This is a genomic window from Acidovorax sp. NCPPB 3576 (assembly GCF_028473605.1).
In the GTDB taxonomy this organism is placed as follows: Bacteria; Pseudomonadota; Gammaproteobacteria; order Burkholderiales; family Burkholderiaceae_C; genus Paracidovorax.
Genome location: NZ_CP097267.1, coordinates 5,337,045 through 5,355,411, shown reverse-complemented (window position 1 = coordinate 5,355,411; position 18,367 = coordinate 5,337,045). Strand labels below are relative to the sequence as shown.

Genomic DNA, 18,367 nt, shown 5'->3' with positions numbered 1-18,367 from the left:
CGGGCAGGTGGCCCCATTGTTCCGGCGGCCGATAATCCCTCCAATGGACAAATATCAATGTTTACTTGACGATTCATGCAAGTAAAGCCACCCACCGTGCCCAGCGATTCCCTGCCCCCATCCCCTGCGTCATCCTCGCTGCCGCCCACGACCCAGGCCGCGCGCGAACGCGCCGTGCTCGGCCAGCTGAGCGACATGGACCTGCGCCTGCTGCAGGTCTTCAAGAGCGTGGTCGATTGCGGCGGCATGGCTGCGGCCGAACTGGAGCTGAACATCGGCACCAGCACGGTCAGCCGGCACGTGAAGGACCTCGAAACCCGTCTGGGCATGACCCTGTGCCGGCGAGGCCGCGCGGGCTTCGCGCTCACCCCGGAAGGCCAGCGCGTGTACGACGAAACCCTGCGCCTGCTGGCCGCCGTGCAGGGCTTTCGCGACAGCGTGGACGGCATCCACTCGCGCATGGGCGGGCAACTGGCCGTGGCCGTCTTCGACAAGACCGCCAGCAACCCGGCCGCGCGCATCGGCGAGGCCATCGCCGCCTTCACCGCCCAGGCGCCGGACGTGCACCTGCAAATGCACGTGGGCTCGATCAACGCCATCGAGCGCGGCGTGATCGACGGCACCTACCAGGTGGGCATCATTCCCGCCCACCGTGCTTCGCAAAGCCTGCTGTACACCGACCTGTTCGGCGAGACCATGCTGCTGTACTGCGGCGCGGGCCACCCGCTGTTCGGGGCAGACCACTCGGCGCTCGACTGGGACGCCGTGCGCACCCACCCGTTCGCCGGCCTGGGCTACCACTCGCCCAACATGGAACTGAGCCACCAGGCCCGCCTCACGCGAGCGGCCACGGGGTTCGACCAGGAATCCATCGCCACGCTGGTGCTCTCGGGCCGCTACCTGGGATTTTTGCCCGATCACTACGCCGAAGCCTTCGAGCGCCGCGGCCGCCTGCAGGCCGTGCGGCCCGAGGCGCTGCGCTACGACTGCCAGTTCGTGAGCCTGCTGCGGCGCTCGCCCGAGCCGCCGAGGGCGGCGCAGGCGTTTCAGCGGTGTCTGGTGGGTGCGCACGCCCGGCGTTGAGAGAGGCGGTCGTCCGGGAAGCCCCTCGCGGCATCGGCCTCGGCGTGGCTGGCCGCAGGGCCTCTCAGAATCCGGTCACGAAAGTGCCCGGTTCAGGGAGTCCACGATGCGGGACTGCTGATCGTCAGTGAGACCCACCCACAGTGGCAATCGAATCAAACGCTCCGATTGCCGTTGCGTGACCGCCAGCGGGCCATGGGACTTGCCGTACCGCAAACCTGCGGGGGCCGAGTGCAACGGCACATAGTGAAAAACCGAACTGATGCCATCCCGCTTCAACGAAGCCATGACCTCTGCACGGTTCGCATCCTCCGGCAGCAGGACGTAGTACATGTGCGCGTTGTGCTGGCACTCCGCCGGAATGATGGGCCGGCGCAGCAGGCCCTGGGCCTCCATCGGCGCGAGCAGGGCATGGTATTGATCCCATATCGCCAGGCGGCGTTCGGTAATGGCCTGCGCCTCTTCCAGTTGCGCCCATAGAAACGCGGCAATCAACTCCCCGGGGAGAAACGACGACCCGACTTCCTGCCAAGTGTATTTGTCCACCTCGCCGCGAAAGAAACGGCTGCGATCGGTGCCTTTTTCGCGAATCACTTCGGCCAGTACCGCCAAGTCGGGATCGTTCACGATCAGCGCACCGCCCTCGCCGGAAATGACGTTCTTGGTTTCATGAAAGCTGAACGCGCCCAGATCGCCAATGCTGCCCAACGCTCGGCCTTTGTAGAAAGACATGACCCCTTGGGCCGCATCCTCCACGACCTTGATTCCGTGCCGGCGTGCAATGGCCATGATGGCATCCATCTCGCACGACACCCCCGCGTAATGCACGGGAACGATCGCACGCGTGCGCGAGGTGATGGCGCTTTCGATCAGCGTTTCATCGATGTTCAGCGTGTCTTCGCGGATATCGACGAACACCGGAACCGCACCCCGCAGCACGAAGGCATTCGCCGTCGATACGAACGTGTACGAGGGCATGATCACTTCGTCCCCCGGCTGGATATGGATCAGCAGCGCGGCCATTTCCAAAGCCGCCGTGCAGGAATGCGTCAACAAAGCCTTTTTGCAACCGCATTGGTGCTCCAGCCAGCCATGGCATTTCTTGGTGAAGGTGCCATCGCCGGCCAGCGCATGCAGGCCATTGGCTTGCGCGATGTATTGCAATTCCTTGCCCGTCATGAAGGGGCGATTGAAGGGGATTTTCTCAGCGTTCAAATCGGCCTCTTTGGTCTGCATATTCATTCATTGGGCGAGGGAGCCGTTAAACGCGTGCCACGATGATGGTCCCGATCACGATGAAAGCGACGCCCAGCGATTTTTGAAAAGTAATCGGCTCGTGCAAAATCCATCCGCTCAGAACCAGCACGATGACGAAGTTCAGGCTCATGAATGGATACGCGTGGCTCAATTCCAGCTTGGAAATCGCCGCCATCCATGCCAGGGACGCCAGAAAAGCGGCAAAAAATCCAGAAAATACCCAAGGGTCGAAAATCAGGAAAACCAGGAACCTGATCTTTTCGAAGAACTCGGTAGGCATGCCGGAGATTTGATTCATCCGCCACTTCAACACCAACTGGCCATACACCGTGAAAAATATGGTGGCAGCCAGATACAGATAATGGGTCATCTTGATATTCATTGCGACTCCAGCACCGCCAGGCCCACGCCCGTCGCCCCGTAGCCATTCCCGTTGTACAGCATGAAGGTTTGGCCATCGTGCTGGAACACGTGCGGGTATTCGATCATTTCGGAATCCCAACCTGTCTCGGACACCGAAATGCCCGCGAGCGCATCGCGGCGGCTCCAATCGATGCCATTCTCGGATTCTGCATAGCCGATCCTGTAAGCCGCGCCCCGGTGGGAATACCACATGCGCCAAAGTCCACCCTCGTAAAGGACAGAGGGCCGTGAAATGGCATATTCCTGCGAATCCTCAAAATCGATGGCGACCTGGCCTGTTCGGCGCCAATCCACTCCATCGTCGGACTCGGCATATTTGATGTGATAGTGGTGCGAAGGCCGGCCGTCCCTGACCTCCCAGCCGGTGCAGGACAAATACCACATGCGCCAAACATCAGCCCCCGGAATCACGCAGCAACTGGCGCAGAAATGGGGCTCGCGCACCGTTCTGTCCACGATGGGGCCTTCGTATATTTTCTCGAAGTCGCGCGTTGGCGAACCCATTGCCAAGCCGATGGAATTTCGAAAGGGCACGGTCACGCCCAGATTCCAGCCGATGTAATACAGATAGCGCTGACCGTTCCATTCCGCCAACCAGGTGGCCATGGCACCACTGTCGTCAAAGGTGCCTAGCGCCCCAATGTCGAGAACCGGGTTTTCAGAAAGCTCCAGGATGGCTTGCGGTTTTTGGATATCGATGACCACATAGCCGGTCCGGCTCCGATTGGCTGCGTCTCTCGTACTGAAATAGATTCGGTAGAGGTCGCCCTCGATGCGCTCCGCGATGGGGACGGCGGCATGGGTCTGCATCCAGCCGAAATTCTGGTCGGGGCAAAAGACCAGCCCCCGTTTTTTCCAGGCCTTCATATCTTCTTCAAGCGATGGCTGGGCACCTTGGACCGTTCGGTCGCCGTGCCGACATACAGCCCGTCGGGTTCCGCGTCCGACAGAATGAGCGCCCCGGCACCGATCACACACCGATCGCCGATCGTGATGTGATCCCGCAGTGTGGCATTCACGCCGATGAAGCACTGCTCGCCGATGGTCACCCCGCCGGACACCACGACATGCGAGGCGATGAAGGTGTGGCTTTTGATCACGGAGTGGTGCCCGATGTGGTTCCCACTCCACAAAGTGACGTTGTTTTCGATCCTGACGAAGGGCTGGATCGTGTTGTCCTCCAGGATGAAACAGTTCTCTCCCACGCGCCCTTCATTCAAAAGACTGGCGCGGGAACTGACATAGCTTGCGATGGAATAGCCCGCAGCTTTGGCGTCCAGGTATTTCTGCTTTCGGATGGCGTTCAGCGCTGAGTAGCTCAGCGCCACGAAAAAATCGCAGGCCGTTGGAGGAAATCGGGCCATGGCCTCTTCCAGCGTGATGACGGGAAGACCGCAGAACGTGTCGCTCGTTCGATAGGCGGCATCCACGACGAAAGCCACCACGTCATAGGCGGAGTCCGACTGGAAATAGAAATGGGCAAGTTCTGCGATTTCGCCCGCACCGAAAATCAGGAGTTGCTTTTTCAAACCGATTTCCTCACCAAAATAGTGAATTCATAAAGCCCGTAGTCATGCAAAAGCGATACGTGGCGCGAGTAATGGGTCTTGCAAAAATCAAACACCCAGCAAGGGTCGGCATAATAGAGGTAATCGCGTTTCTTATCTTCGTCCGAATAAGATGTCAGGCAGTTGAACGCAAATCCCATCCGGCTGGACCGATCGAGGGCATCCAGCGTGCTTTTGAAATAGGGCACCCAGTCTTCCACGCTCACGCCCAGTTTGACATTGAAGAGACCGCTGGCCACGCTGAAATCACAGACATCCTCGGGTTGAGAGGCTTGCCTGAATTGGGCCAACGGGCGGTCCCCGTGTCGCTCTTTTGCAGCCGCCAGCATTTCGCTCGAAATATCGACGCCGAAATAATCGAACGCCTCATATTTCGCAAGCATATGATCCAGCAGGGCCGCGTAACCACAGCCGAGATCATTCAACGAAAAATGGCCAGGCCGATCGATGATGCGGCACAACTGCTCGAACCGAATATTTTGGCTTTCGGCACCATTCCAATCCACGCCCCGTGCCGTGGCACCGTGCGTCGCCAGTTTTTCGGAATAGTATTCCGCCACCTCATTCATGAAACTATTCGGACTGGCTTGCATAGATTTTCCTGATGATGGTATAGGGACGCTGCTTGCTCTCGGAATAAATCTTGGAGAGGTAAATTCCCACCACACCAATGAACGAGATGATCATTCCCCCCAGCAACCATATCGAGGCCATCACGGAGGTCCAGCCGCTCAAGGGCTTTACCAAAAAGGCCCACCGGAAAACAAGATACCCCGCATAAAACGCCGCCAAGGTGGAAATGATCAGGCCCAAATAAAAGATGCCCATCAGCGGCGCCTGGCTGAAAGAAGCAATGGAATTGGCCATGATGGCCACTTTTCGCCGCAACGTGTAGGTCGTCTCGCTGGTGCTGTGCTTTTTCACGATCCGGGCTCGCTGGTCGAACCCGGTGATGTGCCACAGGCCCGCGATGAAAATCTCCCGTTCCCTGTGGAGCACCAATGCCTCCACATACCGCCGGGTCATCAACCGGGCCGTCAGCACGTTTTGCGGCAGGGTGAGGCCTGTGAGAAGGCTGAACAGGGAATAGAACCATTGCCCCGTCCATCGTTCGAACCAACGGCCTTTTCGCTTTTCCTGCATTCCGTAGACGACGTCGCAGTCTTCAGCCGCCATCTGCTCGGCAAAGGGAAGCAAATATTCCGGATCTTCTTCCAGATCGCTGTCGATCAGAAAAACATGCTCGCCCTTGGCATGGGCCAGCCCGGTCATCATGGCCTTGTGGTGGCCGAAGTTGCGCGACAGGTCGATCACCACCACCTTGGGGTCTGATTTCGTCAGCCCGACGGCCAATGCCAGGCTTTCATCGGGTGAGCCGTCGTTCACCATGATGATTTCGTAATCGCCGCCGGCCTGTTCAATGGCCACCTGGGTGGCCCGCTGATGGAACTCCGTGATGTAGGGAGCGGACTGGTAAAGGGTCGTGACGATGGACAGCTTCATGGGGCGGACTTCTTCATGTAGTCTCGCGACCCTTTTCCGCAATTGAAGAAGAGATCGAGCACGCTGACCTCATGCACAAAATCGCCCCACAGCTGAGGGTATTGCGGATACCCTGAGTAATCGAACCAAGATACCTGGACGCCACTGGCCGAAAAAATGCTTTCATTGATATAGTCTTTCGCGGCAGGACCTGAGACATAGATGTCTCCATGGCATTGCTTGCACAAATCGACCAGGCGCTCGACTTTATCGTCTTGCAAAACATAATCCCAAGATTTGGTGATCGATGTGGCGATACCCAAATAATCACAACATGCCTCGATCAACGAACAATTCAATTCTGAAATGTTGCTTGAATGAGCGGCTTTGGCATACAGAGGCTGCAGCCACGCTGCTATTTCTTCAAAGAAAGGAGCTCGTTTGTAATTTTGCTCCAAGGCCTTCCAATGCATCGGTGCCCAGTCGGCTCCGTCGATTTGGGTGTCCCGTATTTTCTGGTGATACCGGCCTTTGACCATGACCGGAACGGTCAGCCATTGGACACCCTGAGGGGTTTTTATTTTATTGCGATTGCGCCAGTCCCTCCGGGTGTATTGCATGTCATCGTAGATAACCAGCTCATCGACCGAGGCAATGATATCGAAATACCCTTTCCAGGGAATATAGTTCGATTGCAAAATGGCGACCTTCTTCATTGCTCGCGCTTTCTATTGGATTCACATGCCTTCACGGCCTGAACAGAATCCCGTTGGGGCCGGTGAAGCCATTGCACTGTTTTTCTGACCGCGTGGACGGTGCTGCCCACCACTTGGTAATCACGCTCCAGATCGGCACCAAAGCCGTTCAGTATTTCAGGAGAAAGGGTCCCGACCCCCTTGGGCTCCGAAACCAGCCAAGCGGCCACCAGCTGATCACAGGGGACTTTCTTGAGGGCTTCCTGCACATATCCTTGGCTGCCTGGATAACCCCCCAGAGACCATGGCACGCCGATGCTGGTGGCCTGTAGTGCGAACAAGATTCCGGGTGAATTCCCGCTCAGGTCGAGCATCGGCGTGCCGGCGGAAAAACCGTGGTCCCGGGCCAACCGGTTGAACGACGTTACGTATTCGTTGTCGGCAGACGAGAGGAGCAGGGTTTTGCCAGGTCCACCGAAATCCACGCGTTCCGCGCTACTGTAAAGCGGTTGCAATTGCCGATAAGGGGACAGGAAGGCCCCCTGGACCACGCCGGCCAGTGCGATTTGAAGCAAAAGCGTGTACAGCACCAGTTTCTGGGGGAAATGCGGCGTCGAGACCAGCGGCCTCAGCGACCAGGCCGCGGCCAGCGCGACGAAGAAAACAGCGCCGTTGATCGAAACCCAGTAGCTGTTGCTCGACCCGAAAGCGTAGGCGTAGGGCAAAGCGGCGAGCAACACGCAAAGGGGAAGGGTTTGGCGAGCTCCCGAGCGCAAGGCGGAGAAAAATCCAGGCAACAGCGCACCGGCAGCCAAAGCGAACAGTACCAACGCGCGGTTTTCACCCTGGATTTTGGAGAGGGCGAAATAGCCCAGGCCAGCGACGCCCACAAGCGCCACCACCGGCAGGGCGGCGCGGCCGGTCCTCGGAAGTGCTTCCAAGGGTTTCGTGGCCCACAGGCTGGCAAAGGACAAGGCAGCACCAAGGAGCAGCGCCAGGGCGGTGGCGAGGTCCACCGACAGTCCGTCCATCCTGAAAATCTTGCCGATGCCCCCGGCATTTGCATCGAGCAATCCCGCCAGCCGCAGGCCCTCGGTATTTCGGTGGATGAATGGCAGGACGCCTCCATCCGTCACCAGCGCAGTGACCAAGGCAGCGGCGGCGGCAGTGGCGGCTGGAATCCAGGCCGATTGCCAACGAAAGTGGCCGCTGAAGACCAGATAGAGCACGACCAGCACGGCCAGCGCAGCGGCCGAAGTCGGTTTGCCCAGAAAGGCAACCCACCCGCCCAACCCGACGATCACGTAACCCAGCGCGCTCGCGCGCTCCTGTCTCGTCGCGGCCATCAGCAGCCCTGTCACGGAGATCAGCAGCCCCTGGAACGCCAATGCGTTGTAGCTGGGCGTGGGAATCCACATGCCTGCGAACACAGCGGACAGAAGCGTCAGGCAGGCGAGGCCCGACGCGACGACCAACTTGGTCGCGACGTCGATTTTTTCTGCGAATGCCTTGCCCAGCAGCGTCCAGGCGGCGGTGCCTCCGAGCAACAGCGTGAAAAGGAAATTCAGTTGCCGAAGCGTGCCGATGTTTCCGTCCGCCAGCAGGTACAGCGGATGGTAGAAAAAACCGAACTGGGAAATCGAAGCGGAATACAGGAACGGATTGGAAATCCAGTTCAAATAAAAACCTTCATCCGTGTAGTCCACGCCGTGCCGAGCATACAGAGCCACCCAGACGATGAACAAAGCGGTCAAGCAGGCAGAAAGTGCCAGCAATGGCTTTCCGGAGAGACTTTTGCCGACGCTTTGAACGGAAGCATTTTTTAAGCGAGGCATCGGTATTTCGTTTTCATATCGGGACAGGCAGACCCATGGTGCGCGAGGGGGTGCGACCGCCCTGCCGGGCAACGGGCGTTGCGCGGCGAATTATCGATGGATGCAGCCCAGGCACAGACACTTCCTGCTCGCATAGAACATCACGGCACCTGCGCGGGCGCGTTCGGGTTGCCGCCGGCCCGCGGGCCGGGGAGGTTCAACGCGGCCTTTGAAACGCCGATGGCCCGCCAATGCGGGCCATCGGGGCGGGGGCCTTCATCGCGCCCGCGAACGGTCAGGAACGTCAGTCAATCCGCCGAAGCCCCCGACTTCTTCACCAGCTCCGCCCAGCGCGGAATCTCCTTGGCCATGTGCGCCGCGAGCGCTTCCGGCGTGCTGCCCACGATGTCCATGCCCAGCTGCGTGTGCAGCTTGTCCACCACGTCGGGCTGCTTGAGCGCCTTGACGATCTCGGCGTTCAGCCGCTGCACCACGGCCTTGGGCGTGCCCTTGGGGGCGTACACGGCCTGCCAGGACGACATCTCGAAGCCGGCCACGCCCGATTCGATCATGGTGGGCAGTTCGGGCGCGAGGGCGATGCGCTGGCCGGTGGTCACGGCCAGCAGCTTCACGCGGCCGGCCTTGGCCAGGGGCAGGGCGGCGGTCATCTGGTCGAACATGAACGACACCTGGCCGGCCGCCACGTCGGTGAGGGCGGGCGGCGTGCCCTTGTACGGTACGTGGGTGAGCTTCACGCCGATCAGGTCGCCGAACATCTCGCCCGCCAAGTGGGTGGAGGTGCCGGCGCCCGACGACGCGAACATGCGCTTGGACGGGTCTTTCTTAAGCAGCTCGATCAGTTCCTTGACCGAGTTCACGCCCAGCGCGGGGTTGACGATGAGCACGTTGGGCAGCGTGGCCACCAGGGCCACGGGCTCGAAGTCCTTGACCGGGTTGTACGACAGGTTCTTGTACAGGCTGGCGTTGATGGCGTGCGTGCTGATGGTGCCGCCGAAGAGGGTGTAGCCGTCCGGCGCGGCCTTGGCCGCGTACGAGGCGCCGATGCCGCCGGCCTGGCCGGGCTTGTTGTCCACCACCACCACCGATTGCTTGAGCGCCTCGCCCAGCTTGTTGGCGAGGACGCGGCCGATGATGTCGGTGGAGCCGCCGGGCGTGAACGGCACGACGTAGGTGATGGGCTTGGCGGTGGGCCACTCCTGGGCGCCGGCGAAAAACGGTGCCAGGGCCAGGGCGGCCAGCAGGGCGGTGTGTCGGATGAATCGCATGGGGTTTGTCTCCGGGTGTCGTTGTGATGCTGCGATGCGGGAAAAGGGGAGCTGGCGAGGTTCAGATATCAGCGGCCTTTCGCGGTGCGCCATGCAGCGAAGTCGCCGTGCACGGACGGGTCGGTGGGCGGATACAGGCCGATGATCGATCGGCCTTCCAGCACCTTCTCGGTCACGAAGTCTTCGAAGGCGGTCATCTCGGTGGCCTCGGCGGCGATCTCGTCGGCCAGGTGCGCGGGGATGACGATGACGCCCTCGCCATCGCCCACCAGCACGTCGCCGGGGAACACGGCCACGTCGCCGCAGGCGATGGGCCCGTTGATGTCGATGGCCTGGTGCAGCGTGAGGTTGGTGGGCGCCGAGGGGCGCTGGTGGTAGGCCGGCATGTCGAGCGCGGCGATCTCGGGCGTGTCGCGAAAGCCGCCGTCGGTGACCAGCCCGGCCACGCCGCGCTTCATGAGGCGCGAGGCGAGGATGGAGCCGGCCGATGCGGCGCGCGCGTCCTTGCGGCTGTCGATGACCAGCACGGCGCCGGGCGGGCAGTCTTCCACGGCCTTGCGCTGCGGGTGGTCGGGGTTCTTGAACACGTCGATGGTGTTCAGGTCTTCGCGCGCCGGGATGTAGCGCAGCGTGAAGGCCTCGCCCACCATGTTGGCGCCGCCGGTGCGCAAGGGGTGTACGTTCTGCAGGAACTGGTTGCGCAGCCCCTTCTTGAAGAGGGCGGTGCACAGCGTGGCGGTGCTGACGTGGGCGAGGCGGTCGCGGGTGGCGGGGTTCAAGGGCATGTCTCCAGGGGTCAGAAGATGTCGGGCTCGGGCACGGGGGCGCCGAAGCCGGTTTCGAGGAAATCGAAGTCGCAGCCCTGGTCGGCCTGCAGGATGTGGCGGCTGAACATCCAGCCGTAGCCGCGCTGGTAGCGCGCGGGCGGCGGCGTCCAGGCAGCGCGGCGGCGGGCGAGTTCTTCGTCGCTCACCTCCATGTGGATGCGGCGCGCGGGCACGTCCACGGTGATGAGGTCGCCGGTTTTCACGAGCGCCAGCGGGCCGCCGATGTAGGCCTCGGGCGCGGCGTGCAGGATGCAGGCGCCGTAGCTGGTGCCGCTCATGCGCGCATCGGACAGGCGCAGCATGTCGCGCACGCCCTGCTTCACCAGCTTCGCGGGGATGGGCAGCATGCCCCATTCGGGCATGCCCGGGCCGCCCTGCGGGCCGGCGTTGCGCAGCACCAGGATGTGGTCGGCCGTCACGTCCAGGTCGGGGTCTTCCACCGCGGCCTTCATGCTGGGGTAGTCGTCGAACACGAGCGCCGGGCCGGTGTGCTGCTGCAGGTGCGGCGCGCAGGCGCTGGGCTTGATGACGGCCCCGTCGGGCGCGAGGTTGCCGCGCAGCACGGCGAGCGCGCCCTCGGCGTAGATGGGGTTGGACAGCGGCCGGATCACGTCGTCGTTGAACACGGCGGCGCCTTCGATGTTTTCGCCCAGCGTGCGGCCGGTGACGGTGCGCGCCCCCAGGTGCAGGTGCTGCGGCATGCGCGACATCAGGCCGGGCAGGCCGCCGGCGTAGTAGAAGTCCTCCATCAGGTAGGTGTCGCCGCTGGGCCGCACGTTGGCGATCACGGGCACGTGGCGGCTGGCGGCGTCGAAATCATCGAGCGTGACGGCGCAGTGCGCGCCCGCGCGGCGCGACATGGCCACCAGGTGGACGATGGCGTTGGTGGAGCAGCCCACGGCCATGGCGACGTTGATGCCGTTCAGGAACGATTCGCGGCTCAGCAGCTTCGCCGGGGTCTCGTCCTGCCAGACCATCTCGACGATGCGGCGGCCGCTCTCGGCGCTCATGCGCACGTGGTTGGCGTCCGGCGCGGGGATGGACGAGGCGCCCGGCAGCGTCATGCCGATGGCCTCGGCAATCGCCGTCATGGTGCTGGCCGTGCCCATGGTCATGCAGGTGCCGTGGCTGCGGGCGATGCCGCCCTCCACCCCGAGCCACTGCGTCTGCGTGATCTGGCCGGCGCGGCGTTCGTCCCACAGCTTCCACGCGTCCGATCCCGAGCCCAGCACCTGCCCGTTGTAGTTGCCGCGCAGCATGGGGCCGGCGGGCACGAAGACGCAGGGCAGGCCCATGCTGATGGCGCCCATCAGCAGGCCGGGGCCGGTTTTGTCGCAGCCGCCCATCAGCACCGCGCCATCGACCGGGTGGCTGCGCAGCAGCTCTTCGGTCTCCATGGCCAGCAGGTTGCGGTAGAGCATGGTGGTGGGCTTGACGAAGGCCTCGGCCAGCGAAATGGCGGGCAGCTCGATGGGAAAGCCGCCCGCCTGCAGCACGCCGCGCTTGACGTCTTCCACGCGCTGCTTGAAGTGGCCATGGCAGGGGTTGATGTCCGACCACGTGTTGACGATGGCGATGATGGGCTTGCCCGCCCAGTCTTCGGGCGCGTAGCCCATTTGCATGATGCGGGAGCGGTGGCCGAAGGAGCGCAGGTCGTCGGGTGCGAACCAGCGTGCGCTGCGCAGGGACTCGGGGGTGCGGCGGGTCGTCGTCATAGGCTCCATCACAGGTTTCGATGCATTAAAGCACTAATATATTAGTGCGTCAAAACAGCGCGATGCCACAATCCGCCGCTTATGAACGTGAGAGACAAAGTCCGCCTCGACCGGTCGCGCCACGCGGCGCCGCAGATCTTCGAAAAGCTGCGCGCGGCCATCGTGTCGCTGGACCTCACCCCCGGCACCGTGCTGGCCCGCGCCGAACTGGCCGAGCGCTTCGGTATCAGCCAGACGCCCGTGCGCGATGCGCTGATGCGGCTGGGCGAGGAGGGGCTGGTGGACATCTTTCCGCAGCACGCCACGGTGGTGAGCCGCATCGATGTGGCCGCCGCGCGGCAGGCGCACTACCTGCGCCGCTCGATCGAGCTGGAGGTGGTGCGCACGCTGGCGCTGCAGGGCGGCGAGGCCGTCGCCCTGCGCCTGCAAGCCCAGATCGGCGTGATGCAGGCCGCGGCCGATCCCCTGGAGCCCGAGGCGTTCTCGCAGGCCGACCTGGCGTTCCACCGCCTGATGTACGAGGCCGCCGAGGTGCCGCGCCTGTGGGAGCTGGTGCGCAGCCACTCCGGCCACGTGGACCGGCTGCGCCACCTGCACCTGCCCAGCGCGGGCAAGGCCGCGTCGGTGCTGGCCGACCACCGCCGCATCGCCGAGGCCATCGCGCGGGGGGACGCGCCCGGCGCCCAGGAGGCGCTGCGCACGCACCTGTCGGGCACGCTCAGCCAGGTGGACGAGATCTGCGCCCGCCATCCGGAATACGTGAACGCCGACTGAAGGGCGGAGCGGAGCGGACCCGGGCGGCTCGGGGCAAAAGGCGCCGGCGCCGGCCCATGGTCAGCCCCATTGGCCTCCAGCGCAATCGGTACTAGGGCATACTGCTATTGAATCAATAGCAACCGTCATCAAACGACGAACCGGATGGTCTGCGCCACCAGGCCGAAGGTGCCGGCGGCCACCTGCGCCTGGATCTCCACGGAGCGGTTCTCGGCCAGGTCGGACGCGGTGCCGCCCTCGAAGCGGGCGCTGGCGTAGTTGACCGGCACGCCGCGCACGACGATCACCGAGGCCGCCGGGATCACGCGCTGGATCGATCCCTTCACGTCGAAGCTGCGGCTGGCAGGCTGCCGGCCTCTTCCAGCGCGATCTCGCTCGCGTTGAACTGGCCGCTCACGAACACGCCCTTCACGTCCACGCGCCGGCCCAGCGCCAGGCCCGCAGGCGGGTTGGCCACCCCGCTGGCGTTCACCGGCACGCCGTTCACGCTGAAGGCCGTGTTGCTGGTAAACGCGGTGATGTAGCCCTTGAGTTCGACCGCCACGTTGTTGCCGCTGGGCAGCGTCACGCTGCTGGCGGTGGCGCGCAGGGCCGAGGCCACCCAGCGGCCGGATGCATCGGGCGCCGTCTGCAGCTCCACGCGGGCGTACTGCCCGTTGGCGATGCCGGGGGCCTGCGACGCGACGGCGCCATAGGCGATCACCGCGCCGCCGATGCGGAAGGTCTGCGCCGTGCCGTCCAGCCCGGCAACCACGCCGCGCAGCTTGTAGCGGGTGGGCACGGGCTCGTCGCGCACCACCAACGTGGCGCTGTACAGCCCGTCGGGATTGCGCAGGCCGAACACCTGCACCACCTGGCCCACCGCCAGGCTGGCCGCGCCATTGGGCAGGTTGTCGCTGTAGAGCGTGGCATCGGCCCACTGCACGCTCTGGCCCAGCACGGCGAAGGTGCGGGCGGCGGTGTCGATGGCGGTGATGGGCCCCTCGATCTCGCTGCGCAGGCTGATGGTCGAGGCCACGGAGCGGCGCAGCCCGCTGGCGTCCACCGCGATGCCCGAGCCGTTCACCTCCACCACCATGCCCAGCCGCAGGGCGGCGGTGGTGACGGCCTGGCCGGCATCGTCCAGGATGCGCGCGGCGGTGTCGTCGTAGCGCAGGTTGTTGACGATGATGGAGCCGAAGCCGCTGATGGGGCCGCTGGAGAACGACGCATCGGCCGTGCTGCCGACGCCGGAGACATCGCCACCGCCGCCGCCCCCTCCGCCGCAACCGAACAGCACCAGGGTGGCGGAAGCGGCGCCGCCGGCCAGCAGGCGGCGGCGAGCGGGGGATGACGGTTGGACGTCGGGGAGCAAGGTGGACTGCATGGAAACCTCCGAAGGCGATTGGAATGGTGGACCGGCAAGGCCGGGCGGGCGGCGGCGGGCTGCGCGGCCAGAACCGACGCCGCGCGCCACGCCAGCGCCTGGAGGCATCTTGGAATCAACGGCCAGGCCGATGATTTCAATATGTGTACTGACTTGTTCAGTTTTAAAAGGAACGCGGCCGCGCCGCCGCCCTGGCATTGGCGGGGCGCCTGTCTCGATACCGCGCCCGGCGTGCGCTGCGGCGCGCAGCCGAACGCCGAGCCGGCCGTGCGGCCAACGCCATTTCATTTCGAAACACTTGTGTACGCTTTAGCGTTTCGCGCCGCCACCGGACCCCGCGTGCCGTGGTGAAAAAACCAACGCCTCGGGCCATGCCGAAGCCAGCGCATGGGCCTGCCGATCGTTCCAGGCCCTTTGCCCGGCCAAGCTGGTCATCACGGCCGGGCTGGTCATTCCTTCACCTGCGGCGGATAATCCGGCCACTTCCTCGCCCTCCACCGGAGCACTCCCATGGCCTCTGTTTCCTCGATCGCCGCCTCCGGCCTGCGCGCCGCCCAGGTGCGCATGGATGTCTCCGCCAACAACGTCGCCAACATGAACACGCCCGGGTTCAAGCGCCAGACGGTGGACCAGGAGGCCGTGGCCTCGCAAGGCGGCGTGGCCACCACCCGCGTGGGCCGCGCGGCGCAGGAAGGCGCCTCGCTCGAGGCCGATGCGGTCGATCAGATCTCGGCCACCTATGCGTTCAAGGCCAATCTGCAGGTGTTGCGCACCGAAGACCGCATGATGGGCTCGCTGCTCGACACCCGGGCCTGAACCGCCGAACACGCCCCACACCCGTCGCTGACCGCCCCGGGCCGACGGCAGCCCGGCGGCACCCTTTCCCCTCTTTCTCAGACCATCACAGCGCGCCGGCCAGGCCGGCCAGCCGCTCGATCAGCCAGTGCTGAAACGGCCCGCCCGCCTGCCGGGGGCGCGAATCCGAGGTGGTATTCATGGCCGTGCCTCAAGCCGCCAGGGGCGCATCGCCGGCCGCTGCCGCGCGGCGGCGGGCCGCCCGCTCCCAGGCCTTTTCGTGGAAGAAGAACGCCACCGCCTGCACCGTGGGCTCCAGCAGGCTCAGCGTGATCGAGGCGACCAGGTTGCCGGTGACCGCGTAGGCCACCAGGGCCGCCACGCAGATGTGGATGAGGTAGTAGCTGCCCGTCTTCATCAGGGTGGGCAGGTTGCGGAGCGTGGCTTGGCGGATGCGGGACATGGCGGACTCCTGTGGGGCGATCTCGGATGGGGAACGAACGACTGCACGAATGCTAGTGATTCGCATTGGCGAGCGCCAATTGATCGTGTCCAACGCCGCGATAGCCAAGCCCCGGGGCGCCGCTATGATGGCCGCACTTTCCAACCCCTCCGCACACCTCGAACGGGAGCACCGCATGGCCCTCATGGACTTCATCAAGAAACAGTTCATCGACATCATCCAGTGGACCGAGGACAGCGACGGCACCCTGGCCTGGCGCTTCCCGATGCGGGACATGGAAATCCAGAACGGCGGCACGCTCGTGGTGCGCGAGTCGCAGATGGCGGTGTTCGTGAACGAAGGCCAGGTGGCCGACGTGTTCGGCCCCGGCACCTACAAGCTGACCACGCAGACGCTGCCGGTGCTCACCTACCTGAAGAACTGGGACAAGCTCTTCGAGTCCCCGTTCAAGAGCGACGTGTACTTCTTCAGCACGCGCCAGCAGGTGGACCAGAAGTGGGGCACGCCGCAGCCCATCACCATCCGCGACAAGGATTTCGGCGCCGTGCGCCTGCGCGCGTTCGGCAACTACGCCTTCCGCGTGGCCGACCCCAAGCTGTTCCACACCGAGATCTCGGGCACGCGCGCCGAGTACACCGTCTCCGAGATCGACGGCCAGCTGCGCGGCCTGGTGCTGCAGAACATCAGCAACGCCATCGCGGGCAGCGGCCTGCCGTTCCTCGACCTGGCGGCCAACCAGGTGATGTTCGCCGAGGCCCTGGCCAAGGAGCTGCAGCCCGCGTTCGCCAAGATCGGCCTGCTGCTGGAAGGCATGACGGTGCAGAACGTCTCGCTGCCCGAAGAGCTGCAGAAGGTCCTGGACCAGAAGATCGGCATGGGCATGGTCGGCAACGACATGGGCAAGTTCATGCAGTACCAGACGGCGCAGGCGATCCCGAAGTTCGCCGAAGGCTCGGGCAACGGCGGGGGCGGCATTGCCGGCGACGCCATGGGCCTGGGCGCCGGCGTGGCGCTGGGCCAGGTGCTGGCGCAGAACCTGCAGCAGGGCCTGCAGAACCCCGGCGCGGCCCAGCAGGCCGCCGCCGCCGTGGCGGCCGCGCCCGCGGCGGGCGTCAAGCCCGAGGACGTGATGGCCACGCTGGAAAAGCTGGGCGAACTCAAGGCCAAGGGCATTCTCACGCAGGAGGAGTTCGACGCCAAGAAGGCCGAACTGCTCAAGAAGCTGGTCTAGGCTTCGCTACCGATTGAATAGCATCCTGCCCAATCGTTACTAGGGCAGGAGGCCAAAAACACTCAAAAAACATGGCCGAGAGCGGCACCCAGCGTACCTACCGCGCGCCCTGCCCCGGCTGCGGCGCGCCGGTCGAATTCAAGAGCGCGCAGTCCACGCACGCCGTCTGCCCCTACTGCCAGAGCACGGTGGTGCGCAGCGGCGAGGTGCTCACGCGCGTGGGCAAGATGGCCGAGGTCTTCGACGACCACAGCCCCCTGCAGCTCATGGCAAGCGGCCGCATCGTGCTGGACGGGCAGGACCTGCCCTTCACGCTGATCGGGCGCCTGCAATACAAGGGCGACGCCGGCACCTGGACCGAGTGGAACGCCTTCCTCGAAGACGGCAGCACCGCCACGCTGGGCGAGGACAACGGCGCCTACGTGTTCACGCGGCCGGCCGCGGCGGGGCGCGAGCTGCCCGCGGCCGAGCAGTTCCGCGTCGGCATGACCACGGCGGTGGCCGGCAAACCCTACAGCGTGGCCGCCAACGTGCAGGCGCAGCTCATCTCCGCCCAGGGCGAGCTGCCCAAGCTGCCGCCGCTGGGCCAGCCGTTCAGCATGGTGGAGCTGCGCAGCGCGGACGGCGAGGTGCTGTCGATCGACTACGGCAGCACGCCCCCAAAGGTGGACCGCGGCCGGGCCGTGCAGTTGGACGATTTGAAGCTGCAGGGCCTCAAAGACGCCTCCGCCAAGGACGAAAAAGGCCGGCAGTTCAACTGCCCCAACTGCGGCGCCCCGGTGCCCGTGAAGCTGGGCAGCACCAAGAGCCTGACCTGCCCGTCGTGCCACAGCCTGATCGACCTGTCCAGCGGCCTGGGGGCCGAACTGCGCCACGCCGTGCAGGACGAGCCGGTGAGTCCGCTCATCCCGCTGGGCCAGATCGGGCAACTGGAGGGCGTGCACTGGCAGGTGGTGGGCTTTCAGCACCGCATGGGCGTGGAGCCGGGCGACGACGAGCATTTCGGCTGGGATGAATACCTGCTCTACCACCAAAAGCGCGGCTTCGCCTTCCTGGTGGACGCGACCGACGGCTGGAGCCTGGTGCGCCCCACCACGGGCGCGCCGCAGCTGACCGGCGGCGGCCAGAGCGCGACCTACCTGGGCACCACCTACCGCCTGGCCAGCCAGTACGACGCCGAGACCACCTACGTGGCCGGCGAGTTCTACTGGCCCGTGGAGCGCGGCCAGAAAAGCGCCAACCGCGACTTCGCCAGCAGCACCGGCCGCGGCCTGCTGTCGATGGAGCAGACCCCGCGCGAGATCACCTGGTCCAGCGGCAGCAAGATCGACAGCGCCGTGGTGGCGCAGGCGTTCAAGCTGGACGGGCAGAAAGACCTGTTCAAACGCGCGGACGCCGCGCCGCTGGCCAGTGCCACCAGCCTGGGCTGCATGACCATCATCGTCATCGCGGTCATCCTCATCATCATCCTGCTGCTCATGAGCAACTGCTCGGGATCGTCGGGCGGCGGCTACCGCAGCTCGGGCGGCTCCTTCGGCGGGTATTCCAGCGGAGGCGGGCACAAATGACGGAACCGCGACGCCCCTGC

20 protein-coding genes are annotated in these 18,367 nt (G+C 64.3%); 6 read left to right on the top strand and 14 right to left on the bottom strand.

Going from position 1 to position 18,367, the window contains the following annotated elements:
- Positions 1 to 195: 195 nt before the first annotated feature.
- A complete protein-coding gene (locus M5C98_RS24425; RefSeq protein ID WP_442867305.1) occupies positions 196 to 1,083 on the top strand; it encodes a LysR family transcriptional regulator in 888 nt (295 codons plus the stop codon).
- A 75-nt stretch (positions 1,084 to 1,158) separates the two neighbouring features.
- Here the strand turns inward: M5C98_RS24425 and rffA are convergent, their stop codons facing one another.
- The 11 genes from rffA to araD all read right to left on the bottom strand — a co-directional run bounded on the left by rffA (position 1,159) and on the right by araD (position 12,150).
- A complete protein-coding gene (gene rffA, locus M5C98_RS24420; protein WP_272550158.1) occupies positions 1,159 to 2,319 on the bottom strand; it encodes a dTDP-4-amino-4,6-dideoxygalactose transaminase in 1,161 nt (386 codons plus the stop codon).
- Between the two features lie 25 nt (positions 2,320 to 2,344).
- Positions 2,345 to 2,722: an EamA family transporter gene (locus M5C98_RS24415; protein WP_272550156.1), complete on the bottom strand. Its 378-nt coding sequence runs from the start codon at positions 2,720 to 2,722 to the stop codon at positions 2,345 to 2,347.
- Positions 2,719 to 3,630 (bottom strand): hypothetical protein, encoded by a 912-nt coding sequence (locus M5C98_RS24410; protein WP_272550155.1) that lies wholly within the window; start codon positions 3,628 to 3,630, stop codon positions 2,719 to 2,721. Before M5C98_RS24410 ends, M5C98_RS24415 begins: the two co-directional genes overlap by 4 nt.
- Positions 3,627 to 4,292, bottom strand: coding sequence for an acetyltransferase (locus M5C98_RS24405; protein ID WP_272550154.1), 666 nt, complete (start codon positions 4,290 to 4,292; stop codon positions 3,627 to 3,629). The genes M5C98_RS24410 and M5C98_RS24405 overlap by 4 nt, the downstream gene beginning before the upstream one ends.
- Positions 4,289 to 4,924, bottom strand: a complete 636-nt coding sequence (locus M5C98_RS24400) for a class I SAM-dependent methyltransferase (RefSeq protein ID WP_272550153.1) — start codon at positions 4,922 to 4,924, stop codon at positions 4,289 to 4,291. Before M5C98_RS24400 ends, M5C98_RS24405 begins: the two co-directional genes overlap by 4 nt.
- Positions 4,905 to 5,834, bottom strand: a complete 930-nt coding sequence (locus M5C98_RS24395; RefSeq protein ID WP_272550152.1) for a glycosyltransferase family 2 protein — start codon at positions 5,832 to 5,834, stop codon at positions 4,905 to 4,907. Before M5C98_RS24395 ends, M5C98_RS24400 begins: the two co-directional genes overlap by 20 nt.
- Positions 5,831 to 6,529 carry a WbqC family protein gene (locus M5C98_RS24390; RefSeq protein ID WP_272550151.1) on the bottom strand — a complete coding sequence of 233 codons (699 nt, stop codon included), beginning with the start codon at positions 6,527 to 6,529 and terminating at the stop codon, positions 5,831 to 5,833. Before M5C98_RS24390 ends, M5C98_RS24395 begins: the two co-directional genes overlap by 4 nt.
- A complete protein-coding gene (locus tag M5C98_RS24385; RefSeq protein WP_272550150.1) occupies positions 6,526 to 8,343 on the bottom strand; it encodes a hypothetical protein in 1,818 nt (605 codons plus the stop codon). Before M5C98_RS24385 ends, M5C98_RS24390 begins: the two co-directional genes overlap by 4 nt.
- Positions 8,344 to 8,630: 287 nt before the next feature.
- Positions 8,631 to 9,608 (bottom strand): Bug family tripartite tricarboxylate transporter substrate binding protein, encoded by a 978-nt coding sequence (locus M5C98_RS24380; protein WP_272550147.1) that lies wholly within the window; start codon positions 9,606 to 9,608, stop codon positions 8,631 to 8,633.
- Between the two features lie 68 nt (positions 9,609 to 9,676).
- Positions 9,677 to 10,393 carry a ribonuclease activity regulator RraA gene (locus tag M5C98_RS24375; protein ID WP_272550146.1) on the bottom strand — a complete coding sequence of 239 codons (717 nt, stop codon included), beginning with the start codon at positions 10,391 to 10,393 and terminating at the stop codon, positions 9,677 to 9,679.
- Positions 10,394 to 10,404: 11 nt separating this feature from the next.
- Entirely contained in the window at positions 10,405 to 12,150 is a 1,746-nt protein-coding gene (araD, locus tag M5C98_RS24370) for an L-arabinonate dehydratase (protein WP_272550145.1), read from the bottom strand.
- Between the two features lie 81 nt (positions 12,151 to 12,231).
- Here araD and M5C98_RS24365 point away from each other — a divergent pair, with 81 nt between their 5' ends.
- Positions 12,232 to 12,924 carry a GntR family transcriptional regulator gene (locus tag M5C98_RS24365; RefSeq protein ID WP_272550144.1) on the top strand — a complete coding sequence of 231 codons (693 nt, stop codon included), beginning with the start codon at positions 12,232 to 12,234 and terminating at the stop codon, positions 12,922 to 12,924.
- A gap of 128 nt (positions 12,925 to 13,052) precedes the next feature.
- Here M5C98_RS24365 and M5C98_RS24360 read toward each other — a convergent pair whose 3' ends face one another.
- Positions 13,053 to 13,250 (bottom strand): DUF5666 domain-containing protein, encoded by a 198-nt coding sequence (locus M5C98_RS24360; RefSeq protein WP_272550143.1) that lies wholly within the window; start codon positions 13,248 to 13,250, stop codon positions 13,053 to 13,055.
- Positions 13,247 to 14,290, bottom strand: coding sequence for a DUF5666 domain-containing protein (locus M5C98_RS24355; protein ID WP_272550142.1), 1,044 nt, complete (start codon positions 14,288 to 14,290; stop codon positions 13,247 to 13,249). The genes M5C98_RS24360 and M5C98_RS24355 overlap by 4 nt, the downstream gene beginning before the upstream one ends.
- A gap of 18 nt (positions 14,291 to 14,308) precedes the next feature.
- Here M5C98_RS24355 and M5C98_RS24350 point away from each other — a divergent pair, with 18 nt between their 5' ends.
- Entirely contained in the window at positions 14,309 to 14,641 is a 333-nt protein-coding gene (locus M5C98_RS24350; protein WP_272550141.1) for a hypothetical protein, read from the top strand.
- A gap of 159 nt (positions 14,642 to 14,800) precedes the next feature.
- Positions 14,801 to 15,106, top strand: a complete 306-nt coding sequence (locus M5C98_RS24345; protein WP_272550136.1) for a flagellar basal body rod protein FlgC — start codon at positions 14,801 to 14,803, stop codon at positions 15,104 to 15,106.
- A gap of 190 nt (positions 15,107 to 15,296) precedes the next feature.
- Here M5C98_RS24345 and M5C98_RS24340 read toward each other — a convergent pair whose 3' ends face one another.
- A complete protein-coding gene (locus M5C98_RS24340) occupies positions 15,297 to 15,548 on the bottom strand; it encodes a DUF2061 domain-containing protein (RefSeq protein WP_272550135.1) in 252 nt (83 codons plus the stop codon).
- A 175-nt stretch (positions 15,549 to 15,723) separates the two neighbouring features.
- Between M5C98_RS24340 and M5C98_RS24335 the strand changes: the two genes are divergently transcribed.
- Positions 15,724 to 16,779: an SPFH domain-containing protein gene (locus tag M5C98_RS24335; protein ID WP_272553387.1), complete on the top strand. Its 1,056-nt coding sequence runs from the start codon at positions 15,724 to 15,726 to the stop codon at positions 16,777 to 16,779.
- Between the two features lie 71 nt (positions 16,780 to 16,850).
- Positions 16,851 to 18,347 carry a DUF4178 domain-containing protein gene (locus M5C98_RS24330; RefSeq protein WP_272550133.1) on the top strand — a complete coding sequence of 499 codons (1,497 nt, stop codon included), beginning with the start codon at positions 16,851 to 16,853 and terminating at the stop codon, positions 18,345 to 18,347.
- The last annotated feature ends 20 nt before the right edge of the window (positions 18,348 to 18,367 follow it).

Excerpts from the sequence above, each read along its gene's own strand:
- M5C98_RS24425 (WP_442867305.1), top strand. The coding sequence starts at position 196 with ATGGACCTGCGCCTGCTGCAGGTCTTCAAGAGCGTGGTCGATTGCGGC.
- rffA (WP_272550158.1), bottom strand. The coding sequence starts at position 2,319 with ATGCAGACCAAAGAGGCCGATTTGAACGCTGAGAAAATCCCCTTCAAT.
- M5C98_RS24415 (WP_272550156.1), bottom strand. The coding sequence starts at position 2,722 with ATGAATATCAAGATGACCCATTATCTGTATCTGGCTGCCACCATATTT.
- M5C98_RS24410 (WP_272550155.1), bottom strand. The coding sequence starts at position 3,630 with ATGAAGGCCTGGAAAAAACGGGGGCTGGTCTTTTGCCCCGACCAGAAT.
- M5C98_RS24400 (WP_272550153.1), bottom strand. The coding sequence starts at position 4,924 with ATGCAAGCCAGTCCGAATAGTTTCATGAATGAGGTGGCGGAATACTAT.
- M5C98_RS24395 (WP_272550152.1), bottom strand. The coding sequence starts at position 5,834 with ATGAAGCTGTCCATCGTCACGACCCTTTACCAGTCCGCTCCCTACATC.
- M5C98_RS24390 (WP_272550151.1), bottom strand. The coding sequence starts at position 6,529 with ATGAAGAAGGTCGCCATTTTGCAATCGAACTATATTCCCTGGAAAGGG.
- M5C98_RS24385 (WP_272550150.1), bottom strand. The coding sequence starts at position 8,343 with ATGCCTCGCTTAAAAAATGCTTCCGTTCAAAGCGTCGGCAAAAGTCTC.
- M5C98_RS24380 (WP_272550147.1), bottom strand. The coding sequence starts at position 9,608 with ATGCGATTCATCCGACACACCGCCCTGCTGGCCGCCCTGGCCCTGGCA.
- M5C98_RS24375 (WP_272550146.1), bottom strand. The coding sequence starts at position 10,393 with ATGCCCTTGAACCCCGCCACCCGCGACCGCCTCGCCCACGTCAGCACC.
- araD (WP_272550145.1), bottom strand. The coding sequence starts at position 12,150 with ATGACGACGACCCGCCGCACCCCCGAGTCCCTGCGCAGCGCACGCTGG.
- M5C98_RS24365 (WP_272550144.1), top strand. The coding sequence starts at position 12,232 with ATGAACGTGAGAGACAAAGTCCGCCTCGACCGGTCGCGCCACGCGGCG.
- M5C98_RS24355 (WP_272550142.1), bottom strand. The coding sequence starts at position 14,290 with ATGCAGTCCACCTTGCTCCCCGACGTCCAACCGTCATCCCCCGCTCGC.
- M5C98_RS24345 (WP_272550136.1), top strand. The coding sequence starts at position 14,801 with ATGGCCTCTGTTTCCTCGATCGCCGCCTCCGGCCTGCGCGCCGCCCAG.
- M5C98_RS24340 (WP_272550135.1), bottom strand. The coding sequence starts at position 15,548 with ATGTCCCGCATCCGCCAAGCCACGCTCCGCAACCTGCCCACCCTGATG.
- M5C98_RS24335 (WP_272553387.1), top strand. The coding sequence starts at position 15,724 with ATGGCCCTCATGGACTTCATCAAGAAACAGTTCATCGACATCATCCAG.
- M5C98_RS24330 (WP_272550133.1), top strand. The coding sequence starts at position 16,851 with ATGGCCGAGAGCGGCACCCAGCGTACCTACCGCGCGCCCTGCCCCGGC.